This is a genomic window from Pseudomonadales bacterium, assembly GCA_024234165.1.
In the GTDB taxonomy this organism is placed as follows: Bacteria; Pseudomonadota; Gammaproteobacteria; order Pseudomonadales; family UBA5518; genus UBA5518.
The window spans coordinates 358,953-379,097 of the sequence record JACKOP010000002.1 but is presented as its reverse complement, the minus strand read 5'-3'; the positions used below and the strand labels follow the sequence as shown (position 1 = coordinate 379,097).

General features: G+C 63.9%; 20 protein-coding genes. 16 read left to right on the top strand and 4 right to left on the bottom strand.

Annotated features, from left to right (window positions below):
• Positions 1–53: 53 nt before the first annotated feature.
• The 16 genes from glgC to rpoS all read left to right on the top strand — a co-directional run bounded on the left by glgC (position 54) and on the right by rpoS (position 16,150).
• Entirely contained in the window at positions 54–1,319 is a 1,266-nt protein-coding gene (glgC, locus tag H7A12_07425; protein MCP5320641.1) for a glucose-1-phosphate adenylyltransferase, read from the top strand.
• Between the two features lie 10 nt (positions 1,320–1,329).
• Positions 1,330–3,030 (top strand): glycoside hydrolase, encoded by a 1,701-nt coding sequence (locus tag H7A12_07420; GenBank protein ID MCP5320640.1) that lies wholly within the window; start codon positions 1,330–1,332, stop codon positions 3,028–3,030.
• Complete coding sequence (gene malQ, locus H7A12_07415; GenBank protein ID MCP5320639.1) at positions 3,027–4,520, top strand: 4-alpha-glucanotransferase; 1,494 nt, start codon at positions 3,027–3,029, stop codon at positions 4,518–4,520. Before H7A12_07420 ends, malQ begins: the two co-directional genes overlap by 4 nt.
• Positions 4,521–4,601: 81 nt before the next feature.
• Positions 4,602–4,934 (top strand): PilZ domain-containing protein, encoded by a 333-nt coding sequence (locus H7A12_07410; protein MCP5320638.1) that lies wholly within the window; start codon positions 4,602–4,604, stop codon positions 4,932–4,934.
• 61 nt (positions 4,935–4,995) lie between these two features.
• Positions 4,996–5,541 carry an Hsp20/alpha crystallin family protein gene (locus tag H7A12_07405; protein ID MCP5320637.1) on the top strand — a complete coding sequence of 182 codons (546 nt, stop codon included), beginning with the start codon at positions 4,996–4,998 and terminating at the stop codon, positions 5,539–5,541.
• 117 nt (positions 5,542–5,658) lie between these two features.
• Positions 5,659–6,624 (top strand): glyceraldehyde-3-phosphate dehydrogenase, encoded by a 966-nt coding sequence (locus H7A12_07400; protein MCP5320636.1) that lies wholly within the window; start codon positions 5,659–5,661, stop codon positions 6,622–6,624.
• A 14-nt stretch (positions 6,625–6,638) separates the two neighbouring features.
• Positions 6,639–7,640: a type I glyceraldehyde-3-phosphate dehydrogenase gene (gene gap / locus H7A12_07395; GenBank protein MCP5320635.1), complete on the top strand. Its 1,002-nt coding sequence runs from the start codon at positions 6,639–6,641 to the stop codon at positions 7,638–7,640.
• Positions 7,641–7,940: 300 nt separating this feature from the next.
• Positions 7,941–9,581, top strand: coding sequence for a CTP synthase (locus tag H7A12_07390; protein MCP5320634.1), 1,641 nt, complete (start codon positions 7,941–7,943; stop codon positions 9,579–9,581).
• The gene (gene kdsA / locus H7A12_07385) at positions 9,574–10,428 is read left to right on the top strand and encodes a 3-deoxy-8-phosphooctulonate synthase (GenBank protein ID MCP5320633.1); all 855 of its coding nucleotides are present in this window, start codon (positions 9,574–9,576) and stop codon (positions 10,426–10,428) included. The genes H7A12_07390 and kdsA overlap by 8 nt, the downstream gene beginning before the upstream one ends.
• 57 nt (positions 10,429–10,485) lie before the next feature.
• Positions 10,486–11,778: a phosphopyruvate hydratase gene (eno, locus tag H7A12_07380; protein MCP5320632.1), complete on the top strand. Its 1,293-nt coding sequence runs from the start codon at positions 10,486–10,488 to the stop codon at positions 11,776–11,778.
• A gap of 48 nt (positions 11,779–11,826) precedes the next feature.
• Positions 11,827–12,108, top strand: coding sequence for a septum formation initiator family protein (locus tag H7A12_07375; GenBank protein MCP5320631.1), 282 nt, complete (start codon positions 11,827–11,829; stop codon positions 12,106–12,108).
• A 15-nt stretch (positions 12,109–12,123) separates the two neighbouring features.
• Positions 12,124–12,858 (top strand): 2-C-methyl-D-erythritol 4-phosphate cytidylyltransferase, encoded by a 735-nt coding sequence (locus H7A12_07370; protein MCP5320630.1) that lies wholly within the window; start codon positions 12,124–12,126, stop codon positions 12,856–12,858.
• Positions 12,855–13,346: a 2-C-methyl-D-erythritol 2,4-cyclodiphosphate synthase gene (gene ispF / locus H7A12_07365; protein MCP5320629.1), complete on the top strand. Its 492-nt coding sequence runs from the start codon at positions 12,855–12,857 to the stop codon at positions 13,344–13,346. Before H7A12_07370 ends, ispF begins: the two co-directional genes overlap by 4 nt.
• Positions 13,343–13,999 carry a protein-L-isoaspartate(D-aspartate) O-methyltransferase gene (locus tag H7A12_07360; GenBank protein MCP5320628.1) on the top strand — a complete coding sequence of 219 codons (657 nt, stop codon included), beginning with the start codon at positions 13,343–13,345 and terminating at the stop codon, positions 13,997–13,999. The genes ispF and H7A12_07360 overlap by 4 nt, the downstream gene beginning before the upstream one ends.
• Before the next feature lie 286 nt (positions 14,000–14,285).
• Positions 14,286–15,113, top strand: coding sequence for a peptidoglycan DD-metalloendopeptidase family protein (locus H7A12_07355; protein MCP5320627.1), 828 nt, complete (start codon positions 14,286–14,288; stop codon positions 15,111–15,113).
• 38 nt (positions 15,114–15,151) lie between these two features.
• Entirely contained in the window at positions 15,152–16,150 is a 999-nt protein-coding gene (gene rpoS / locus H7A12_07350; protein MCP5320626.1) for an RNA polymerase sigma factor RpoS, read from the top strand.
• A gap of 104 nt (positions 16,151–16,254) precedes the next feature.
• Here the strand turns inward: rpoS and H7A12_07345 are convergent, their stop codons facing one another.
• From H7A12_07345 to H7A12_07330, 4 genes are all read right to left on the bottom strand, one after another.
• Positions 16,255–16,578, bottom strand: a complete 324-nt coding sequence (locus H7A12_07345) for a ferredoxin family protein (protein MCP5320625.1) — start codon at positions 16,576–16,578, stop codon at positions 16,255–16,257.
• A 97-nt stretch (positions 16,579–16,675) separates the two neighbouring features.
• A complete protein-coding gene (gene mutS / locus H7A12_07340) occupies positions 16,676–19,216 on the bottom strand; it encodes a DNA mismatch repair protein MutS (protein ID MCP5320624.1) in 2,541 nt (846 codons plus the stop codon).
• Positions 19,217–19,277: 61 nt separating this feature from the next.
• Positions 19,278–19,700 carry a hypothetical protein gene (locus tag H7A12_07335; GenBank protein MCP5320623.1) on the bottom strand — a complete coding sequence of 141 codons (423 nt, stop codon included), beginning with the start codon at positions 19,698–19,700 and terminating at the stop codon, positions 19,278–19,280.
• Entirely contained in the window at positions 19,693–19,956 is a 264-nt protein-coding gene (locus tag H7A12_07330; protein MCP5320622.1) for a hypothetical protein, read from the bottom strand. The genes H7A12_07335 and H7A12_07330 overlap by 8 nt, the downstream gene beginning before the upstream one ends.
• Positions 19,957–20,145 lie beyond the last annotated feature (189 nt).

Here is a 20,145-nt window from a genome sequence, read left to right as displayed (position 1 = left end):
TACAAACCGGCACCCGAAGTGCATGTGCCGGACCTCACCAGGGAGGTGATGCAATGAAAACGGCTCGTTCCGGGCGTTTCGTCAGCCGGCTGACGCGCGATACGCTGGCCCTCATCCTTGCCGGGGGGCGCGGGTCCCGCCTGATGCAGCTTACCGATTGGCGCGCCAAGCCGGCGGTGCCGTTCGGCGGCAAGTTCCGCATCATCGATTTTCCGCTCTCCAACTGCGTGAATTCCGGAATCCGCCGCATCGGGGTGCTGACCCAGTACAAGGCGCATTCGCTGATCCGGCACATCCAGCACGGATGGGGTTTCCTGCGCGCCGAGCTCGGCGAGTTCGTCGAACTGCTGCCGGCACAGCAGCGCATCGAGACTTCCTGGTACGAAGGCACCGCGAACGCGGTGCTGCAGAACATCGATATCATTCGCCGGCACGACCCCGAGTTCCTGCTGATTCTCGCCGGTGACCATGTCTACAAGATGGACTACGGCAGCATGCTCGCGGCTCATGTCGAGACCGGCGCCGATGTGACGGTGGGGTGCATCGACGTGCCGCTCGAGGACGCCAGCGCCTTCGGCGTGATGTCCGTGGACGAGGAGTGGCGCATCACCGAGTTCACCGAGAAGCCCGAGCACCCGCAGCCGATGCCGAACGACCCGGCTCGCGCGCTTGCCTCGATGGGGATCTACGTGTTCAACACGCGGCTGCTGTTCGACGAGCTCGCACGCGATGCCGCACGCGCGGAGACGACGCACGATTTCGGGCGCGACATCATCCCGACCTCGATTCGCAAATATGCGGTGTATGCCTATCCGTTTCGTGATCCGCGCACCGGCTCGTACGGCTATTGGCGCGACGTCGGGACGATCGATTCGTTCTGGCAGGCGAACATGGAGCTGGTCGGTGTGACCCCGGAGCTGAACCTCTATGACCAGGAATGGCCGATCTGGACCTATCAGCAGCAGGTGCCGCCCGCAAAGTTCGTGTTCGACGACGAAGGGCGTCGCGGTATGGCGGTGGACTCGATGGTGGCCGGCGGCTGCATCGTCTCGGGTTCGGAGGTCACGCGTTCGCTGTTGTTCTCGAACGTCTACGTGCATTCGTACACGACGATCGAGGATTCTGTGATCTTTCCCGAAGTGGATGTCGGCAGGGGCTGTCGCGTGCGGCGTGCCGTGATCGACAGGGGCTGCAGGATTCCGTCCGGCACCACGATTGGCTTCGATGCGGCGGCAGATGCGCGACGCTTCCATGTGTCGCCGAAAGGTATCGTGCTGGTGACTCCCGAGATGCTCGGACAGGAAGTGCATCGTGGCTGAGATCGTGCCGATGCCGGTGATCCTGTGTTGGCACATGCATCAGCCCGAATACCGAGACCTGGGCGACGGTCAGTACCAGTTTCCGTGGACCTATCTGCACGCAATCAAGGACTACGTGGACATGGCGGCGCACCTGGAGCAGGTGCCCGGGGCGCGCGCGGTGGTGAACTTTGCGCCGGTGCTGCTGGAACAGATAGCCGATTATGCGCAGCAACTCGCCGGACACCTGCGCGGCGGCCCGGCGGTTCGTGACCCACTGCTCGCGGCACTGGCCGAGCCCGCATTGCCGGTAGCCAGCCAGCAGCGCTGCCATCTGGTCAGGCAGTGCCTGCGTGCGAACCGCAAGCGCATCATCGAGCGTTTTCCGGCTTTCAACCGTCTCGCCATGATTGCCGACTGGGTGCTCGGGAATCCGGATGCGATGCACTATCTCAGTGGCGAGTTCCTTGCCGATCTGCTGGTCTGGTATCACCTCGGATGGATCGCGGAGACCGTAAGGCGCAGCGATGCGCGCGTACAGCGCCTGCAGGACAAGGGTTCGGGCTTCGACATCCACGATCGGCACGAGTTGCTGCAGATCATTCTCGAGATGCTGGAGTCGGTGCTGCCGCGCTACCGGGCGCTGGCTGCATCGGGACGGGTGGAGCTCGCGATGAGTCCTTATGCGCACCCGATCCTGCCGTTGCTGCTCGATTTGCGCGCCGGGCAGCAGACCGAGCCCGATGCGCCACAACCGCACGTCGATGGCTATCCGGACGGTGCCGCGCGTGCACGCTGGCAGTTGCGGCACGGGCGCGACGTATTTCGCCACCATCTCGGGGTCGAACCGCGCGGTTGCTGGCCGTCCGAAGGAGCCCTGAGCGAACCCGCGCTGGAGTTGATCGCGAGCGAGGGCTTCGAATGGACGGCAAGCGGTGGCAGCGTGCTCCTCAACAGTCGTGGAGCCGACGAATCGCAACACGGCGCTCCGCGGCCGTGTCGGCATCATGTCTACCGGGTTCGTGAAATTCCCGTCGACTGTTTCTTTCGTGACGACGGCCTGTCGGATCTGATCGGTTTCACCTACTCCGGGTGGCATGCCGACGATGCCGTGGCAAACCTGGTGCACCATCTGGAAAACATCGCGGTTCACTGTTCCAGTCCGGGTGACTGCGCGATCGTGATCGTGCTCGATGGCGAGAATGCCTGGGAGCACTATCCGGAAAACGGCATCCATTTTCTGGATGCGCTCTACCGGCGCCTTGCAGGGCACGAGTTCCTGCACCTCGATACGTTCAGCGGCTTTCGTGCACGTTGCAGGGAACGTGCGCGGCTCCCCGGACTGAAGGCGGGCAGCTGGGTGTATGGAACACTGTCGACCTGGATCGGCAGCCCCGACAAGAATCGCGGCTGGGAAATGCTGGTCGACGCGAAGCACGCCTACGATCACGCCGTGGCAGTGGGCGAGCTGGCGTCCGATGTGCTCGAGCGCGCAAGCCGGCAGCTCGCCGTCTGTGAAGGATCCGACTGGTTCTGGTGGTTCGGTGATTACAACCCGGGACAGTCGGTCAGTGACTTCGAACGGCTTTTTCGCCTGCATCTCGGCAATCTCTACCGGCTGCTCGGCGCCGAACCGCCACCATACCTCGCGGATGTGTTCACGCGTGGCAGCGGTGATCCGGCCCTCGGCGGCGTGATGCGCAGCTCCGGACCACAGGACGGGGTGGCGTGAGTCCGCCGTTGCTGGAGCGGCGTGCCGCCGGCGTGTTGTTGCATCTCACGTCGTTGCCGTCGGCGTACGGTAGCGGTGACATGGGGCATGACGCATACCGGTTCATCGAGTTCCTTGCAGCTTCAGGCGCCGGCATCTGGCAGGTCCTGCCACTGGGCCCGACGCACGTGGACGGCTCACCGTACAACGCCACCTCCGTGCATGCAGGCAATCCGCGCCTGATCAGTCTCGACTGGCTGGCGGATCGTCATCTGCTCGATGCGAGCGAATTGGCGCAGGTACGTGAACGCGCGTGCGTGCGTCAATGGGCACTCGGGCTCGCGGCGGATCGCTTCGCGGCGGCGTGTGGCCACGATGGTGCGCTTCGGGAGCGTTTTGCGGGTTGGTGCGAGGCCCAGGACTGGCTGCAGGACTACGTGCTGTTCACCGCGATCCGCGAGAGCCGGCGCTCGACCGTGTGGACCGACTGGGAGCCCGGGTTGCGTGAGCGCAACCCGGATGCGCTTGCTGCCGCTGCCACCACGCTCGCCGAGCGCCTGGCCGCACTGCGTTTCGAGCAGTACGTATTCGCCGAGCAGTGGCGGGAGTTGCGTGGTTACGCTGCGCGCCACGGCATCGCAATCCTGGGTGACATGCCGATCTTCGTGGCACACGACAGTGCCGATGTGTGGAGTGCACGTGAACTGTTCCGTCTCGACGCGAACGGTCTGCCGCTGACGGTCACCGGGGTGCCGCCGGATTATTTCAGTGCGCAAGGCCAGCGTTGGGGCAATCCGCACTACGCGTGGGAGGCGATGGCTGCGGACGGCTACGGCTGGTGGCGGCGCCGCATGGCGTCCGAGCGGCGGCGCTGCGACCTGGTGCGGATCGACCATTTTCGCGGCTTCCACGCCTGCTGGCACATTGCGCGCGACGCCGAATCGGCGGCAGTCGGTCACTGGGAGAGCACCCCTGGCGAAGCGGTGCTCGCCGCGTTGCTGGAGGTCAGTGGCGAAGGCACGCTGGTTGCGGAAAATCTCGGCATCATCACACCGGAGGTCGAGGTGCTTCGCCACCGGTTCGCACTGCCCGGAATGCTGGTGTTGCAGTTCGCATTCGACGGTGATGGTGCAAATCCCTATCTGTCGCACAACCACGAAACGTCGAACGTGGTGTATACGGGGACGCACGACAACGACACCACGCTCGGCTGGTTCCAGAGCCTCGACGAGGACCGGCGTGCGCGTGTCCTGGAATACCTGGGCATGCCGTGCGAGGCGATGCCGTGGCCGCTGGTGCGTGCGGCGCTGGCATCGGTGGCCCGGCTGGCGGTGATGCCGATGCAGGATCTGCTCGCACTCGATTCGCTCCATCGCATGAACCGGCCGGGAACGATCGGCGACAACTGGAGCTGGCAATGCGCGCCCGGGCGGTTCACGTCCGAACTCGCAGTGCGCCTGCGTGCCCTGTTCGGCACTTACGGTCGACTCGCGAAGTCCGTCGATACCTGATCCGGAGTCCGATCTGCAGCGTTGCATTCCGGAGCCTGTCAAGATCACAATGACGGTGATTTTTATGGCGGAGCGGGAGTGATGGAGAACCGTCACCATGCGCGCGTACCGGTCGGGATCGATACGCTGATCTACAGGCGTGGACTGCCAATCGCTACCGGCAGGATACGTGATGCCAGCAGTCACGGCTTGTTCATCGAAACCGAATGCTGCGAACTGGTGCGACACCAGCGTGTGCAGTGCGAGTTGCGGACTTCGGAAGATCGTCCTGGCGCCACGCAGTGTGTGTGGGGTGCGGTGGTACGCACAGCCGATGGCGGCGCCGCACTCGCGCTCGATGCGAGCGAGACACAGATCGCCGCAGCCATGATCGCTTTCGTCGTGCAGTCTTGCGGAGTGGACGTGAACGGCTGAGGAACTGGCACGCGGCTGCCGTTTCCAACCCCCTCAATCACTACAGAGGAGCATCGTCATCATGGCAAGTGACAAAACGAAACAGGCTCGCACGCAGGTTGCGGCAAAGGCGAAGGGCAGCAAGGTGACGAAGACGACGGAGACGATGGCCGAGTCGGAGAAGCCGGGCGGGCGGGGCTTGAGTCCGTTCGAGGAAATGGACGTGCTGTTCGACAGGCTCTCGCGTGGACTGATGTCACGGATGGGGCTGCCGGCGCTCGGGCAAACGGGTTGGCCGTTCCAGGCCCACGCGCCGAAGGTCGATGTCATCGATCGCGACAATGAGGTTCTGGTGCGTGCAGAGCTTCCGGGTATGGCCAAGGACGATCTGGAGATTTCGCTGACGGACCAGACGGTGACCATCCGTGGCGAGACCCACAAGGAAAGCGGGGAAGAGCACGGCGACTATTTTCGTCGCGAGATCACCAGTGGCAGCTTCCAGCGCACGCTGGCGCTGCCGGCTGAAGTCATGGGAGACGTTGCCAAGGCGACGTTCCACGACGGCGTGCTCGAGCTGACACTGCCCAAGGTGGCCAAGACGAACAGGCGCAAGGTCAAGATCGACTGACCTCAACGTATCCCACATGCTGCGACCGTCGGCGGGGCAACCGCAGGCGGTCGTCCTTTGTCCGGAATCGGAGAATTCGACATGCCACAGACGGCGCGCAGATACCGCATCGGCCTGATGGGGTTGGGACAGATCGGGCGGCAGATCTTTCGCCTGGCGGCCGCAACGGGCGACCTCGAGATCGTGGCGGTCGCCGACATCGGCAAGCCGGATGTACTGCATTACCTGCTCGAAACCGGTGCCGAAGACGGTTTCAGCTGCCGACGCGAAGGCAACTACCTGCACGGTGAGACGTTCTCCACGCGCATGCTGCAGCTCGTGGCACCGGGCGACGTGCCGTGGGACGCGTTCGGTGTCGACTGCGTGGTCGATGCGACCGGCCGCTACCGCCGGCGCGTACACGCCGAGGCGCAACTCGCTGCAGGCGGGCAGCGACTCGTCTACGCAACGCTCGCCGAGCAACCCGACCGTGTGCTGATTCCGGGGATCAACGATGCGGATGCCGACACCGCAGACCGGGTGGTCTCGGCGGGTTCGCCGACGACCAATGCACTGGCGCTGCTGCTCGATGCGATCGACCGGGCGGTGGGGGTCGAGTACGCGGCGATGACCAGCATCCACGCGTATACCAGTGACCAGCCATTGCAGGACTATGCGCAGGGTGACCAGCGTCGCAGCCGTTCCGCAGCGCAGAACATCATTCCGAACTACAACGCGTCGGCGGCCTGCATCGAGCAGTTGCTGCCACGTTTCGCGGGACGGCTCTCCGGGTGCGCGCTGAACGTGCCGGTGCAGCACGGTTCGCTGCTCGATCTGAACTGCGTATTGCGCGCAGCCACCGACGCCGAACAGGTCAACGAGGCGTTGCGCGCCGCAGCGGCGGTGCGCCCGGATCTGGTCGGCATCGCGGAGGATCCGATCGTTTCATCCGACGTGATAGGTTGCAGGCAATCCCTGCTGTTCGACACCCGCGGCACCCAGCGCGCGGGCGAGCGCATGCTGAAGGCACTGGGCTGGTACGAGACGCTGGGGCATGCTTGCCGAGTGCTCGATGTGGTGCGTACGTACGCGGGTCGGGCCTGAAGGAGAAAGCAGTGATGAGAGTTGCAATCAACGGATTCGGACGTATCGGACGGTCGGTGTTCCGCATCCTGAATGGTCGTCCCGATGTCGAGGTGGTGGCGATCAACGACGTTTTCGACGATGCGGCACTGCTGTATCTGCTTCGTTACGACACCGTGATGGGGCCGTTCCGGGGGGCGCTCGCGCTGGAAGAAAGTCACTTGGTCACGGCGAACGGGCGCACGCGCATGCTCGGCGAGAGGGAGCCGACGGCGTTGCCATGGCGCGAACTCGAGGTCGATGTGGTGATCGAGGCGACTGGCAAATTCAAGAAGCGTGCCGAACTGCAGCAGCACCTGGACGCCGGTGCCGGGCGCGTGATCCTGACCGTGCCGGCGAAGGACGACATCGACTATACGATCGTTCTCGGTGTCAACGATGAGGGGTTGCAGCCCGGGCATCGCATCGTCTCGAACGCGAGTTGCACCACCAACTGCCTGGCTCCGGTCGCGCGTGTGTTGCACGAGCGTTTCGGCATCGTCGAAGGTGTGATCAACACGGTGCATGCATATACCAACGACCAGCGTCTGGCTGACGTGCCACATACCGACTGGAGGCGCAGCCGCGCGGCAGCAGAGAACATCATTCCAACCACCACGGGTGCTGCCCGTGCGGTCGGCAAGGTATTGCCGGCGCTGAAGGGGCGGCTCGACGGGATCGCTTCGCGGGTGCCGGTCCCGGATGGCTCGGTGGTCGATCTGTTCGTCGAGCTCGAACGCGAGGCCAGTGCTGCCGACGTCAACCGGGCGATGGCCGCGGCAGCCGCATCGGCGCAGCTCGCGGGGATCCTGCAGTACACCGAGCAGCCGGTGGTCTCCTCGGACGTGATCGGCAATCCGCATTCCTCGATCTTCGATGCCACGTTCACGATGGTGCGTGGTGGATGTTTCCTGAAGTGCCTGAGCTGGTACGACAACGAGTGGGGCTATTCACAGCGCGTGTGTGACCTGGTCGAACGCTTCCGCGCCTGGTCATAGCCGGTTCGCAGCGGGCGTCGCGAGACATCACGAGGCGTGTGGTGACATCCCCGTATCGGGGGACATGTGCCGCAGGGATGCGGCACTCGAGCCTGCAGGGATGCATTTGCGGCGTTCCACCGGTGCGGGGATGTCGCCACACGCAGGCCATGTCACCACTCGAGAGCCTCTTGCGACGCTCGCTGCGAACCGGGCTGTTTCGTTGAGGTGCGGGGGGCTTTCTGATAAGGTGGCCTCCCATCCTCGCGGGGCGTCGCTCCGCGTCCAGACCAGTCAGTTTCGACACGTTCAAGGCCAGGCATGACGCGTTTGATATTCGTCACGGGTGGGGTCGTATCCTCGTTGGGCAAGGGGCTGGCTTCGGCGTCGCTGGCGGCGATCCTGGAGGCCCGCGGCCTGCGGGTGACCCTGCTGAAGCTCGATCCATACATCAACGTCGATCCTGGCACGATGAGCCCGTTCCAGCACGGCGAAGTGTTCGTGACCGACGACGGGTCCGAAACGGACCTCGATCTCGGCCACTACGAACGCTTCGTGCGTACCCGCATGACGTGTCGCAACAACTTCACGACCGGGAAGGTGTACGAGGAAGTGCTGCGCCGCGAGCGCCGCGGCGACTACCTCGGTGCGACGGTGCAGGTGATTCCGCATATCACCGACGAGATCAAGCGTCGCATCCTCGCCGGTGCCGAAGGCTTCGACGTCGCGCTGGTCGAGATCGGTGGCACGGTTGGCGATATCGAGTCGCAGCCCTTTCTCGAGGCAAGCCGCCAGTTGCGCGGTGAACTTGGTGCAGGGCGTGCGTTGTTCATCCATCTGACGCTGGTACCCTACATCCGGTCCGCCGGGGAGACCAAGACCAAGCCCACGCAACACTCCGTGAAGGAGATGCGCGCCATCGGTCTGCAGCCCGACATCCTGCTCTGCCGTTCCGAGGTGACCATCGACGAGTCGTCGCGACGCAAGATCGCGCTGTTCACCGACGTACAGGAGCGTGCGGTGATCGCGGTGCCCGACGTCGACATGATCTATCGCCTGCCGATCCTGCTGCACAGCGAAGGTCTGGACGATATCGTGGTCGAGAAGCTCGGCCTGGAGTGCCCACCGGCGAAGCTGGATGAGTGGCAGGCAGTGGTCGACGGCAAGCTGCACACGCACCGACGCGCAACGATTGCGATGGTCGGCAAGTACATGGAGCTGCTCGATGCGTACAAGTCGCTGAACGAGGCGCTGACGCATGCAGGCATCCGCACCGGCACGCGGATCGAAATGCGCTATATCGATTCCGAACAGATCACGCGCGAGGGGACCGATGTGCTCGCGGATGTGGATGCGATCCTGGTTCCAGGCGGGTTCGGCGAGCGTGGCATCGAGGGCAAGATCGAGACCGTTGGCTACGCGCGCCGGAACCGCATTCCCTATCTGGGGATCTGTCTCGGGCTGCAGGTGGCCGTGATCGAGTTCGCGCGCAATGTGGCCGGGATGTCTGATGCGAACAGCACCGAGTTCAATGCGCCGACTGCACATCCGGTAGTGGCACTGATCACCGAGTGGATGAACGCCGACGGAAATACCGAGCGGCGTGGTCGCGAGTCGGACCTGGGTGGCACCATGCGCCTCGGTGCACAGCGCTGTCACCTCGAGGACGGGTCGCGGGTACGCCAGATCTACGGCAGTGCCGAAGTCAAGGAGCGCCATCGCCACCGCTACGAAGTCAACGGCAATTTTCTGCCGCGGCTGCAGGCGGCAGGTCTGCGTGTGGCGGGCTGGTCGGCGGATCACACGTTGGTCGAGGTGATCGAGCTGGCTGACCACCCGTGGTTCGTCGCCTGCCAGTTCCATCCGGAATTCACGTCCACGCCACGTGACGGACACCCGCTGTTCAGCGGTTTCGTCGAGGCTGCAGTGCGCCACGCCGCGGAGCATGGCCGCGATGTCTGAGACGGTCGCCAGGACGGTGCGCGTCGCCGCGCTGGAGGTTGCCAATGACCGGCCATTCGTGCTGTTCGGTGGCATGAACGTGCTCGAATCGCGTGAGCTCGCGCTGCAGGTCGCTGACGCGTTTGTACGGCTCTGTGCGCGCCGTGGCATCCCCTATGTTTTCAAGGCCTCGTACGACAAGGCCAATCGCTCGTCGATTGCCTCGTTTCGTGGCCCGGGTCTCGAAGAAGGCTTGAGGATCTTCGAGGACGTGAAGCGCACGTTCGGCGTACCGGTGATCACCGATGTGCACGAGCCGTGGCAGGCCACGGCGGTTGCCGAGGTCTGCGACGTGATCCAGTTGCCGGCATTCCTCTCGCGCCAGACCGATCTCGTGGTTGCGATGGCGCGCACCGGTCGTCCGATCAACATCAAGAAGGCACAGTTCCTGGCACCGCACGAAATGGGACACATCGTGCGCAAGTGCGAAGAGGCAGGCAACACACAGTTGATGCTGTGCGAGCGCGGAAGCTGCTTCGGTTACAACAATCTCGTGGTCGACATGCTGGGCTTCGGCATCATGAAGCACTTCGGGTGCCCGGTGATCTTCGACGTCACGCATGCGCTGCAGATGCCGGGGGCGCGTGCGGATTCAGCCGGCGGCCGCCGCCAGCAGGTGGTGGAACTTGCACGCGCCGGCATGTCGCAGGGGCTCGCCGGGCTGTTTCTCGAGGCGCATCCCGATCCGGATCGCGCGCTCTGCGACGGCCCCTGCGCGCTGCCGCTGGATCGCCTTGACGGTTTTCTCGCCCAGATGCAGGCGATCGACGAACTCGTGAAGCGGATGCCCGCACTGGAGATCCGCTGAGCACCGGGTGCCCAGGCGGCTGACAAGAATTATCGATGACAGGAGATGGATCCCAAGATGTCTGCGATCAGTGAAGTGAAGGCCATCGAAGTACTGGATTCGCGCGGCAATCCGACCGTCGAGGCGAGTGTGCGGCTCGCCGGCGGGGCAGTGGGCGCGGCCTGCGCGCCTTCCGGCGCATCCACCGGTTCGCGCGAAGCGCTGGAACTGCGCGACGGAGATGCTGCACGCTACAACGGCAAGGGCGTGCTGAAGGCAGTGGCAGCGGTCAACGGTGAAATTGCCGCGCTGCTGCGCGGGCGCGACGCCATCGATCAACGCGGAGTCGACCGTGCGATGATCGAGGCCGATGGCACCGAAAACAAGTCACACCTCGGCGCCAACGCAATCCTCGCAGTGTCGCTCGCGGTGGCCAAGGCGGCGGCCGTTGCGCGCGGCCTGCCACTCTATGCGCATATCGCGGAACTGAACGGCACCGCTGGCCAGTACTCGATGCCACTGCCGATGATGAACATCATCAACGGTGGCGAGCATGCGGACAACAACGTCGATATTCAGGAGTTCATGATCCAGCCGGTCGGTGCGCCGAGCTTTGCTGAGGCGCTGCGTTGTGGGGCAGAGATCTTCCATGCGCTGAAAAAGGTGCTGCACGAACGGGGTCTGGGAACTGCGGTCGGCGACGAGGGTGGCTTCGCACCGAACCTGCCATCGAACGAGGCCGCGCTGGAAGCGATCCTCAGTGCGACTGCGAAGGCAGGCTATCGCATCGGCGAGGACGTGACGCTGGCACTCGACTGTGCTGCATCCGAGTTCTACCGTGACGGGCGCTATGTGCTCGCTGGCGAGGGCAAGAGTTTCGACGCAGCCGGGTTTGCAGCGTATCTCGACGAGCTGGCACGCCGTTACCCGATCCTGTCGATCGAGGATGGGATGGACGAGAGCGATTGGGACGGCTGGGCCGAATTGACCCGCCGTGCGGGGCAGCGCCTGCAACTGGTCGGCGATGACCTGTTCGTGACCAATACGAAGATACTTGCTACCGGCATCGAGCGTGGAATCGCTAACTCGATCCTGATCAAGTTCAACCAGATCGGCAGTCTCAGCGAGACGCTGGATGCGATCGCAATGGCGCGCCGGGCCGGCTACACTGCGGTGATCTCGCACCGCTCCGGAGAGACCGAGGACACGACGATCGCGGATCTTGCAGTCGGTACCGCTGCAGGCCAGATCAAGACCGGCTCGTTGTGCCGCTCCGACCGCGTGGCGAAGTACAACCGGCTGTTGCGCATCGAGACCGAGCTTGGGGCACGTGCGCCGTACCGTGGTCGAGCCGAGCTTCGGCGCGGCTGAGCCGGTGCAGACATCCCGGATGTGTCTCGCCTCCACAGGAGCCCGTGCATGATCCGGTGGAAGTGGGTCAGTGCCGGGCTCGCGTTGCTGCTGCTTGCGTTGCAGGCAGCGCTGTGGGTCGGGCAGGGCAGCGTGGCTGAGGTGGTCGCGCTGCAACGGCAGATCGACACGTATCGACAGGGGAATACGGCGCTGCGCGAGCGTAACCAGCGTCTCGAGGTCGAGGTGCAGGAATTCAAGAGCGGTCTCGACAGCGTCGAGGAGATGGCTCGCGAGGAGCTCGGCATGGTGCGCGAAGGTGAAACCTTTTATCTGCTGGTCAAGCCTTGAACCGTGAGCGTACCGATGCCGGGCAGCGAGAGCGAGGGCACGCATTTGCAGGGCTCCGTATGGGTCGCGGTTCCGGCGGCCGGCAGCGGCGCGCGCATGGGTGGAGCGACTCCCAAGCAGTACCTCCCGCTGGCCGGCAAGCCGCTGGCTGTGCACACGCTCACGGCGCTGCTCGCGGTGAAGGGCATTCGCGAGATAGTGGTCGCCATTGCACCCGCTGATTCACACTGGAGCAAGCTGCCGGCACCGATTCGCTTGCGCGTGCGTGTCGTCGACGGTGGTCCGACACGGGCCGTTTCGGTGCTGAATGCCCTGCGTGGCTTCTCGGTCACACCCGATCCCGACGACTGGGTCCTGGTGCACGACATGGCGCGGCCCTGCGTGCGCCCGGAGCGAATCGTGGCGATGGTGCGCGAGCTGGCTTGCGATGCGGTGGGTGGCCTGCTGGCAGTGCCGTTGGTCGATACGCTGAAACGTGCCGATGAGGCGCAGCGCGTGACGGCTACGTTGGGCCGCGAGGCATTGTGGCGTGCGCAGACACCCCAGATGTTCCGATTCGGCCTGCTCCAGCGCGCGCTTGACGAGGCAATCGGCGCTGGAGTCGAAGCTACCGACGAAGCAATGGCGATCGAGCGACTGGGTTTGCGTCCGCGGTTGCTGCTCGGCAGCGAGGACAACATCAAGGTCACGTGTCCCGAAGACGTGTTGCTTGCCGAATTCCACCTGAACCGTTACGGGGCGCAGCGATGAGAATCGGTCACGGATACGACGTGCATCGCTTCGGCGAAGGTGACTCGGTGATCCTCTGTGGTGTACGGATCCCGCACACGCACGGACTCGTTGCCCACTCGGATGGCGATGTCGCGCTGCACGCGCTGTGCGATGCCCTGCTTGGTGCGATCGCAGCCGGCGACATCGGTCGACACTTCCCCGATTCCGACCCGCGCTTTCGCGGCGCTGACAGTCGGGGTTTGCTGCGTGCCTGCATGGCCATGGTGAGTGCGGCCGGCTATCGGCTCGGCAATGCCGATGTCACGATCATCGCAGAACGCCCGCGATTGGCTGCGCACATCGTGGCGATGCGAGCCAATGTCGCAGCGGACCTGGATGCACTCGACGCCGATGTGAACGTGAAGGCGACCACGAGCGAGAGCGTGGGGTTCGTCGGGAGGCACGAAGGCATCGCCGCACACGCAGTGGTGCTGCTGGTCACGGCAGCCAGGGACGCGGCCGGATGAAGCACGATGGCATCGGAATGACCTCGCAGCGCACGCGCGCGCGGATGATCGAACGGCTGTTCGAGCAGGGGATCAGCGATATCCGGGTGCTCGAAGTCCTGCGTACCACGCCACGCCATCTGTTCGTCGACGAGGCGCTGGCGCATCGTGCGTACGAGGACGCCGCACTGCCGATCGGCTTCAACCAGACCTTGTCGCAGCCTTATGTCGTTGCACGCATGACCGAACTGCTGCTTGCGGGCGGGCGTCTGGGCAATGTGCTCGAAATCGGCACCGGATCCGGTTATCAGACGGTGGTACTCGCGCAGTTGGTGGATGCCGTGTGTTCGGTGGAGCGTATCCGTGCACTGCAGGAGCGCGCGCGGATCCGGCTGCGTGAGCTGAAGCTCTACAACGTGGCATTGCGCCACGGAGATGGCTTTGCTGGCTGGCCTTCGCGCGCACCGTTCGACGGCATTCTGACCACTGCCGCGCCGCGCGCCATTCCCGTCCAGTTGGTCGAGCAACTGCGGGTCGGCGGCCGGATGGTGATCCCTATTGGTGACGAGCGCGTGCAGCATCTGACCGTGGTCACCCGTACCGAGGATGGGCACGAGAGTCGCGAAATCGAACCAGTGCGTTTCGTGCCATTGCTTGGCGGAACGGTCCGCTGAAATTGGTTTCAGTGGTGTTTGCCGTTGATCCCGCTGCCCCTCCGGGGGCGTAGCCCTTCGTTCAGTAGCTCCAGTTTTGCCACCACGATGTGAAAAGTACCGTTTTTTCGACCCTTGATGGTTGACAAGTGATCGTGAACCACGCAAATTGCCGTCAAACAAACAATTGAAAAATCATACCGATAACAACTTTTGTTAAACAGAACGCACAGTAAAGTCGCGCAACAGCATAATATAGGGCCAGATCTGTCGGGGACGGCCTGGGACATACCAGCCAACTGAATGAATGAGTCGATCGAACGCATACATCGTCATCCTTGTCGCCGGGGTACTGTTGGCCCTGGTAGGTTGTGCGAGCCGCCCGTACTACTCGGATATCCCGGAACCGGAAGTGCCGGAACCCGGAGCGCGCGCCGCCGTGGTGCAGCCACAAACCAACGTTTACACGGTGAAGTCGGGCGATACCCTGCATTCGATCGCATTTGCAGCCGGTACCGACTGGTCGAGGCTGGCGCGTCTGAACGGCATTTCCGCGCCGTACACGATCTATCCGGGACAGCGTCTGCGGTTGAGCACCTCGCGCAAGCCGCTGACTCTGGGTATGGATTCCGACCGTCCGGCGGCGCCTGCCGCTGCGGCGACACCTCGTGTACAGCCGTCGACGGGAGCATCGGGCCCGTCGACACAGGCGCAATCGACGCCGGCACCGGTAAGCGCGCCGCTGCCGGCAGCCAGCGGCAAACCCGGGAGCTGGCTCTGGCCCGGAGCAGGCAGGGTGCTGCAGGGGTTTGCGAACGGAGCGCAGCCGCACAAGGGGATCGACATCGGCGGCAACACCGGCGACCCGGTTGTGGCCGCGCGCAGCGGTACCGTGGTGTATGCGGGCAGCGGTATACGCGGCTACGGCAACCTGCTGATCATCAAGCACGACGCGCATTGGCTGAGTGCCTATGCACACAGCAGCAGGCTGCTCGTTGCCGAAGGGGATTCGGTGCGGGCAGGACAACGGATCGCCGAGATGGGAGACAGCGGAACGGATCGGCCCAAGCTGCACTTCGAGGTGCGCAGGCAGGGCAATCCGATCGATCCGTTGCAAGTGCTGCCCGGACGGTGACTGGACGGCGATACAACTCGTAGAAAGGGGGCGACGCGATGGCAATGGAAGCAGGCGTACGGTTCGAGGATGAGGCGCCGGGAGCGGCGGAAACTGGATTCGAGGCCGAGTTCGCAAGCGACATCGAGGGCTTGGAGCAGGTCGAGGCCGACGATCGTGATGAGGAGTTCATCGCCGCCCGGCGGGAGGAGGCCGGTACGCAGCGCACGCTGGATGCCACCCAGTTGTATCTGAGCGAGATCGGCTTCTCGCCGCTGCTTACCGCTGAGGAAGAGCGTTACTACGCACGCCTTGCGCTGCGTGGAGACGCGGCAGGGCGCAAGCGCATGATCGAGAGCAACCTGCGCCTGGTCGTGAAGATTTCGCGACGCTACCTGAATCGCGGCCTGTCGCTGCTCGACCTGATCGAGGAGGGCAACCTGGGCCTGATCCGCGCAGTCGAGAAGTTCGACCCCGAGCGTGGCTTCCGTTTTTCGACCTACGCGACCTGGTGGATCCGTCAGACCATCGAACGCGCGATCATGAATCAGACGCGTACGATCCGGTTGCCGATTCACGTGGTCAAGGAACTGAATGTCTACCTGCGTGCCGCACGCGAACTCACGCAACGCCTCGATCATGAGCCGTCGGCGGAGGAGATTGCCGAACTGGTCGACAAGCCGGTAGAGGACGTCAAGCGCATGCTCGGACTGAACGAGCGCGTGACTTCGGTCGACGTCCCGCTTGGTCCGGACTCGGACCGTTCGCTGCTGGATACGATCGCCGACCAACAGGTATCGGACCCGGCTGAACTGCTGCAGGAAGAAGACATGCGCGAGAGCATTGCAGCATGGCTCGAAGAGCTGAACGAGAAGCAGCGCGAGGTGATCGCACGGCGTTTCGGGCTCGGTGGCTACGAGAGCGCGACGCTGGAGGACGTGGGGCGTGCGATCGGTCTGACGCGCGAGCGGGTGCGCCAGATCCAGGTGGAGGCGTTGCGGCGCTTGCGTGAAATCCTCGAGAGACAGGGGTTGACCGGCGAGGCAGTCTTCGGCTGAGGTTGCCTTGGACAGATCATGTCCATGGACCGGATCTGCGGGGCCGGGGAGGCGCCCGCAGCTTTGGTTCGTGAACGCCGGGCCAGAAGGTTCGAGTCCGAGACTCAGCGCACCAGGTATTGCAGCTTGTTCGGGACGCCATTCCACTGTTCGGCGTCGGTCATCTCATTCTTCTTTTCCGTGATGTTCGGCCACACCTGAGCGAGTTCCGCGTTGATTTCAAGGTACGCCTGCTGGTCATCGGGCAGTTCGTCCTCGGAGAAAATCGCATCGACCGGACATTCCGGCTCGCACAGCGCACAGTCGATGCATTCGTCGGGGTGGATCACGAGGAAGTTCGGTCCTTCGTAGAAGCAGTCCACCGGGCACACTTCAACGCAGTCGGTGTGCTTACAATTGATGCAATTGTCTCCAACGACGAAAGTCATGTCGCACGGGCCTCTTGCTGCAGTTTGCGGGTATGTCGAAAGCGGATTCAGTTTATCACGTCGTGCGCTACGCGCCAGAGATGCATCAAATATTCATCTATAGATCGCGCGCTTCCAGCCCGAGCTCATAGAGCAGCGCGTGCGCTTCGCGCGGTGTCAGTGCGTCGGGGTCGATGTTGCGCAGGCGAGCCAGCAAGGCCTCACCGCGCGGGTCCACGTCAAATGGCAATTGTGCCTGCGCCGGTGGTGTGCTCGCAGAGTTGGTCGCGTGCGGGCTTTCCAGTTCGCGCAGCTTGTGGCGCGCCTCCGCGATCACCGATTGCGGCACACCGGCGAGTGCTGCCACCTGCAGCCCGTAGCTGCGGCTTGCCGGGCCTGGGCGTACCGCATGCAGGAATACGATGCGGTCTGCGTATTCGGTCGCGTCGAGGTGGACGTTCGCGACGCCTTCGGTCTCTTCCGGCAGGGCGGTCAGCTCGAAATAATGCGTGGCGAAGAGGGTGAATGCACGCTGCTCCCGCGCAAGCCGCGCTGCCGCTGCCCATGCCAGCGACAGCCCGTCGAAGGTGCCGGTGCCGCGACCGATCTCGTCCATCAGCACCAGACTGCTTGCAGTGGCATTGTGCAGGATCGTCGCGGTTTCGGTCATTTCCACCATGAACGTCGAGCGCCCGCCAGCAAGATCGTCCGATGAGCCAATGCGGGTGAAGATACGGTCGACCAGCGGGATTTCGGCTTCGCCGGCCGGCACGAAGCTGCCGATGTGTGCGAGCAGAGTGATCAGCGCCACCTGGCGCATGTAGGTGGACTTGCCGCCCATGTTTGGTCCGGTGATGATCAGCATGCGCGTGTGTTCGTCGAGTGCGAGGTCGTTCGGGATGAACGGGGCATCGAGCACTCGCTCGACGACCGGATGGCGCCCGGCGCTGATGCGCAGACGCTGTCCCTCACTGAATCGCGGCCGGCAGTAATCGAGCGTGGCGGCGCGCTCGGCCAGCGTGGCGAGCACGTCGAGCTCGGCCAGCGCCGCGGCCGCACGTTGCAGTGGCACCAGATCATCCAGCAGACGGTCGAGCAGTCGCTCGTAGAGCCATTTTTCGCGTGCGAGAGCGCGGGCGCGCGCGCTGAGTGCCTTGTCCTCGAAGGCCTTCAGTTCGGGTGTGATGTAACGCTCGGCGTTCTTCAGCGTCTGGCGGCGTATGTAGTCCGTCGGGGCCTGCGTGGCCTGCGCGCGTCCGAGTTCGATGTAGTAGCCGTGCACGCGGTTATAGCCTACGTGCAGATTCGCAAGTCCGGTACGTTCACGTTCGCGTGCCTCGAGTGCCAGCAGGAAGTCGTGCGCACCGGAATCGAGGCAACGCAGTTCGTCGAGTTCCTCGTCGTAGCCGTCGGCGATCACGCCTCCATCGCGTATCACTACCGGCGGGTTCTCGCTGATCGCACGCCCCAGTTCGGCAACGAGTGCCGGAAACTCGCCGATCGTATCCAGCAGCCTGCGTGTCGATGGCGCCTCGAGCCGCGCGCAGCAGTCGTGCAGCGCAGGCAGGCTCCCCAGTGCAGCGCCGAGTCGACTCAGGTCACGCGGGCGTGCCGAACGCAGTGCCACGCGTGCGAGGATGCGTTCGATGTCGCCGATCGTCGCCAGCACCTTGCGTGGTGCGTCGTAGCGGGCATCGTCGAGCAGCTCTGCAATTGCCGCCTGACGCGCCTCGAGTTCGTCACGCCGGCGCAGTGGTCGCCGCAGCCAGCGCCGCAGCCAGCGACCGCCCATCGCGGTCTGCGTGGTGTCGAGTACCCACGCCAGCGTGTGTTCGTCGCCGCCGGTGAAATTGCTGTCGATCTCGAGATTGCGCAGAGATGCTGCATCCAGCACCACGGCGTCTTCGCGTGCGTCTGCCAGCAATGCCCGCACGTGCGGCAGTTCGCTGCGCTGGGTCTCGCGTGCGTAGCGCAGCAGGCAGCCGGCAGCGCCGATTCCTGCGCTCAGGTGCGCGCAGCCGAAGCCCTCGAGATCCCGGGTGCCGAACTGTGCATTCAGCAACTCGGTGGCGCTGCGAACGTCGAATTCCCACGGTGCGCGTGTGCGCAGTCCCGCCTGGTTCGCGAGTGCTGCGCGGCGTGCAGTGTGCTCGGCCGCGAGCAGTTCGGCTGGCTGCAGTCTGCGCAGTTCCCCGCCGAGTGCCTCCTCCCCGTCGACTTCGAGGACGTGGAAGCGTCCGCTCGCAAGATCCAGCGCTGCGATCCCGAAACGCGTATCCGCTTCTGCCACCGCGACCAGCAGGTTGTCGCGTGTCGCGTCGAGCAGTGATTCGTCGGTCAACGTGCCGGGCGTGACGATGCGCGTGACTTCGCGCTCGACCGGGCCCTTGCTCGTGCCGGGGTCGCCGATCTGCTCGCAGATCGCGACCGAGACGCCAGCGCGCACCAGTCGCGCCAGATACCCTTCGACCGCATGGTGCGGCACGCCAGCCATCGGGATCGGCTGCCCGGCCGACATGCCGCGCGCGGTGAGCGTGATATCGAGCAGTGCGGCAGCGCGCCTGGCGTCGTCGTGAAACAGTTCGTAGAAGTCACCCATGCGGTAGAACAGCAACTCGTTCGGGTGCTGCGCCTTGATGCGCAGGTACTGCTGCATCATCGGTGTGTGTGGGGTTGTAGTTGTTAAATCAATGGGTTGCATTGGCTGACTGTCTAAGGTTTTAAAAATTGTCTACGGTTTTGCGCATTTTCGGCCCTTCGACGACCGTTGTCTGGCACAAACGCAGGTTGCCTCGAAGATGGAAAAGGTGACGTGACCACATCAGGCCGCGCACAGATCGTGCTTTTGCAATCACGTCTTGCAGTTCGGGTGCCATTGCCACAAGGACACGCGCCCCGGTCTTTTCCTGCTCGAATCGGATGCCGGCATCGGTGAGGTTGTCCCTTTTCTCGATGGCAATCAGCACGCTGTCAACGAGCTCTGTCATGCCGGCCTGCGGGTTTACCCCGATTGACCATGCGCTGATCGCTTCGGTGTGAGTGCGTGACAACGGTTCCCATTGGTTGCGGTAAACGTACCAGTAGCGCCCGTGCTTCCAGTGCGGCCGTTGGGGAAGTGGATGACCTTCCGGCAATTTACGCATGGCGTCTCGTCAGACGAAACTGGGGGCGCTCATTGTCCGGTCCGGGAGGGGCCGGTACAAGGTCGCGCTCATGCCCGATACCGCCGGCCTGTTCGACGGCAAGGTTGTGCAAGTTGTCGGTGCCGAGATCCAGTTCGTCGTCGATCCAGATCACCGCTGTTCCATGCTCGCTGATGCGCGCTTGGGCGAACATGCTGGCGCTAGAGAGCCTCTTCAGGGCGCGCGTATCCGCAAATCCACGCAGACAGATCGACATCGGCCTGCAGCCCGTCCTCGAAGACCAGGCTCAGGCGGAGATTGCGCCCCCCTGTTTCGTCGTTCCTGAATGCGCTGTCACACCACGCTCCGGTGCCTAATGTCCGCCCCTGATACCAGCGAGCTGCGCCTCGGGAGCCGAAGCATGGGAGGGGACACGAATGATGAGCGCGAAGTCTACACGTCTGCC

What these genes read in the sequence shown, in the direction of transcription:
- rpoS (MCP5320626.1), top strand. Translation starts at nt 15,152, where the DNA reads ATGGCAATGGAAGCAGGCGTACGGTTCGAGGATGAGGCGCCGGGAGCG.
- H7A12_07355 (MCP5320627.1), top strand. Translation starts at nt 14,286, where the DNA reads ATGAGTCGATCGAACGCATACATCGTCATCCTTGTCGCCGGGGTACTG.
- H7A12_07405 (MCP5320637.1), top strand. Translation starts at nt 4,996, where the DNA reads ATGGCAAGTGACAAAACGAAACAGGCTCGCACGCAGGTTGCGGCAAAG.
- H7A12_07410 (MCP5320638.1), top strand. Translation starts at nt 4,602, where the DNA reads ATGGAGAACCGTCACCATGCGCGCGTACCGGTCGGGATCGATACGCTG.
- H7A12_07390 (MCP5320634.1), top strand. Translation starts at nt 7,941, where the DNA reads ATGACGCGTTTGATATTCGTCACGGGTGGGGTCGTATCCTCGTTGGGC.
- H7A12_07400 (MCP5320636.1), top strand. Translation starts at nt 5,659, where the DNA reads ATGGGGTTGGGACAGATCGGGCGGCAGATCTTTCGCCTGGCGGCCGCA.
- H7A12_07420 (MCP5320640.1), top strand. Translation starts at nt 1,330, where the DNA reads ATGCCGGTGATCCTGTGTTGGCACATGCATCAGCCCGAATACCGAGAC.
- H7A12_07375 (MCP5320631.1), top strand. Translation starts at nt 11,827, where the DNA reads ATGATCCGGTGGAAGTGGGTCAGTGCCGGGCTCGCGTTGCTGCTGCTT.
- H7A12_07330 (MCP5320622.1), bottom strand. Translation starts at nt 19,956, where the DNA reads ATGTCGATCTGTCTGCGTGGATTTGCGGATACGCGCGCCCTGAAGAGG.
- mutS (MCP5320624.1), bottom strand. Translation starts at nt 19,216, where the DNA reads ATGATGCAGCAGTACCTGCGCATCAAGGCGCAGCACCCGAACGAGTTG.
- glgC (MCP5320641.1), top strand. Translation starts at nt 54, where the DNA reads ATGAAAACGGCTCGTTCCGGGCGTTTCGTCAGCCGGCTGACGCGCGAT.
- H7A12_07345 (MCP5320625.1), bottom strand. Translation starts at nt 16,578, where the DNA reads ATGACTTTCGTCGTTGGAGACAATTGCATCAATTGTAAGCACACCGAC.
- ispF (MCP5320629.1), top strand. Translation starts at nt 12,855, where the DNA reads ATGAGAATCGGTCACGGATACGACGTGCATCGCTTCGGCGAAGGTGAC.
- H7A12_07335 (MCP5320623.1), bottom strand. Translation starts at nt 19,700, where the DNA reads ATGCGTAAATTGCCGGAAGGTCATCCACTTCCCCAACGGCCGCACTGG.
- kdsA (MCP5320633.1), top strand. Translation starts at nt 9,574, where the DNA reads ATGTCTGAGACGGTCGCCAGGACGGTGCGCGTCGCCGCGCTGGAGGTT.
- H7A12_07360 (MCP5320628.1), top strand. Translation starts at nt 13,343, where the DNA reads ATGAAGCACGATGGCATCGGAATGACCTCGCAGCGCACGCGCGCGCGG.
- H7A12_07370 (MCP5320630.1), top strand. Translation starts at nt 12,124, where the DNA reads ATGCCGGGCAGCGAGAGCGAGGGCACGCATTTGCAGGGCTCCGTATGG.
- eno (MCP5320632.1), top strand. Translation starts at nt 10,486, where the DNA reads ATGTCTGCGATCAGTGAAGTGAAGGCCATCGAAGTACTGGATTCGCGC.
- gap (MCP5320635.1), top strand. Translation starts at nt 6,639, where the DNA reads ATGAGAGTTGCAATCAACGGATTCGGACGTATCGGACGGTCGGTGTTC.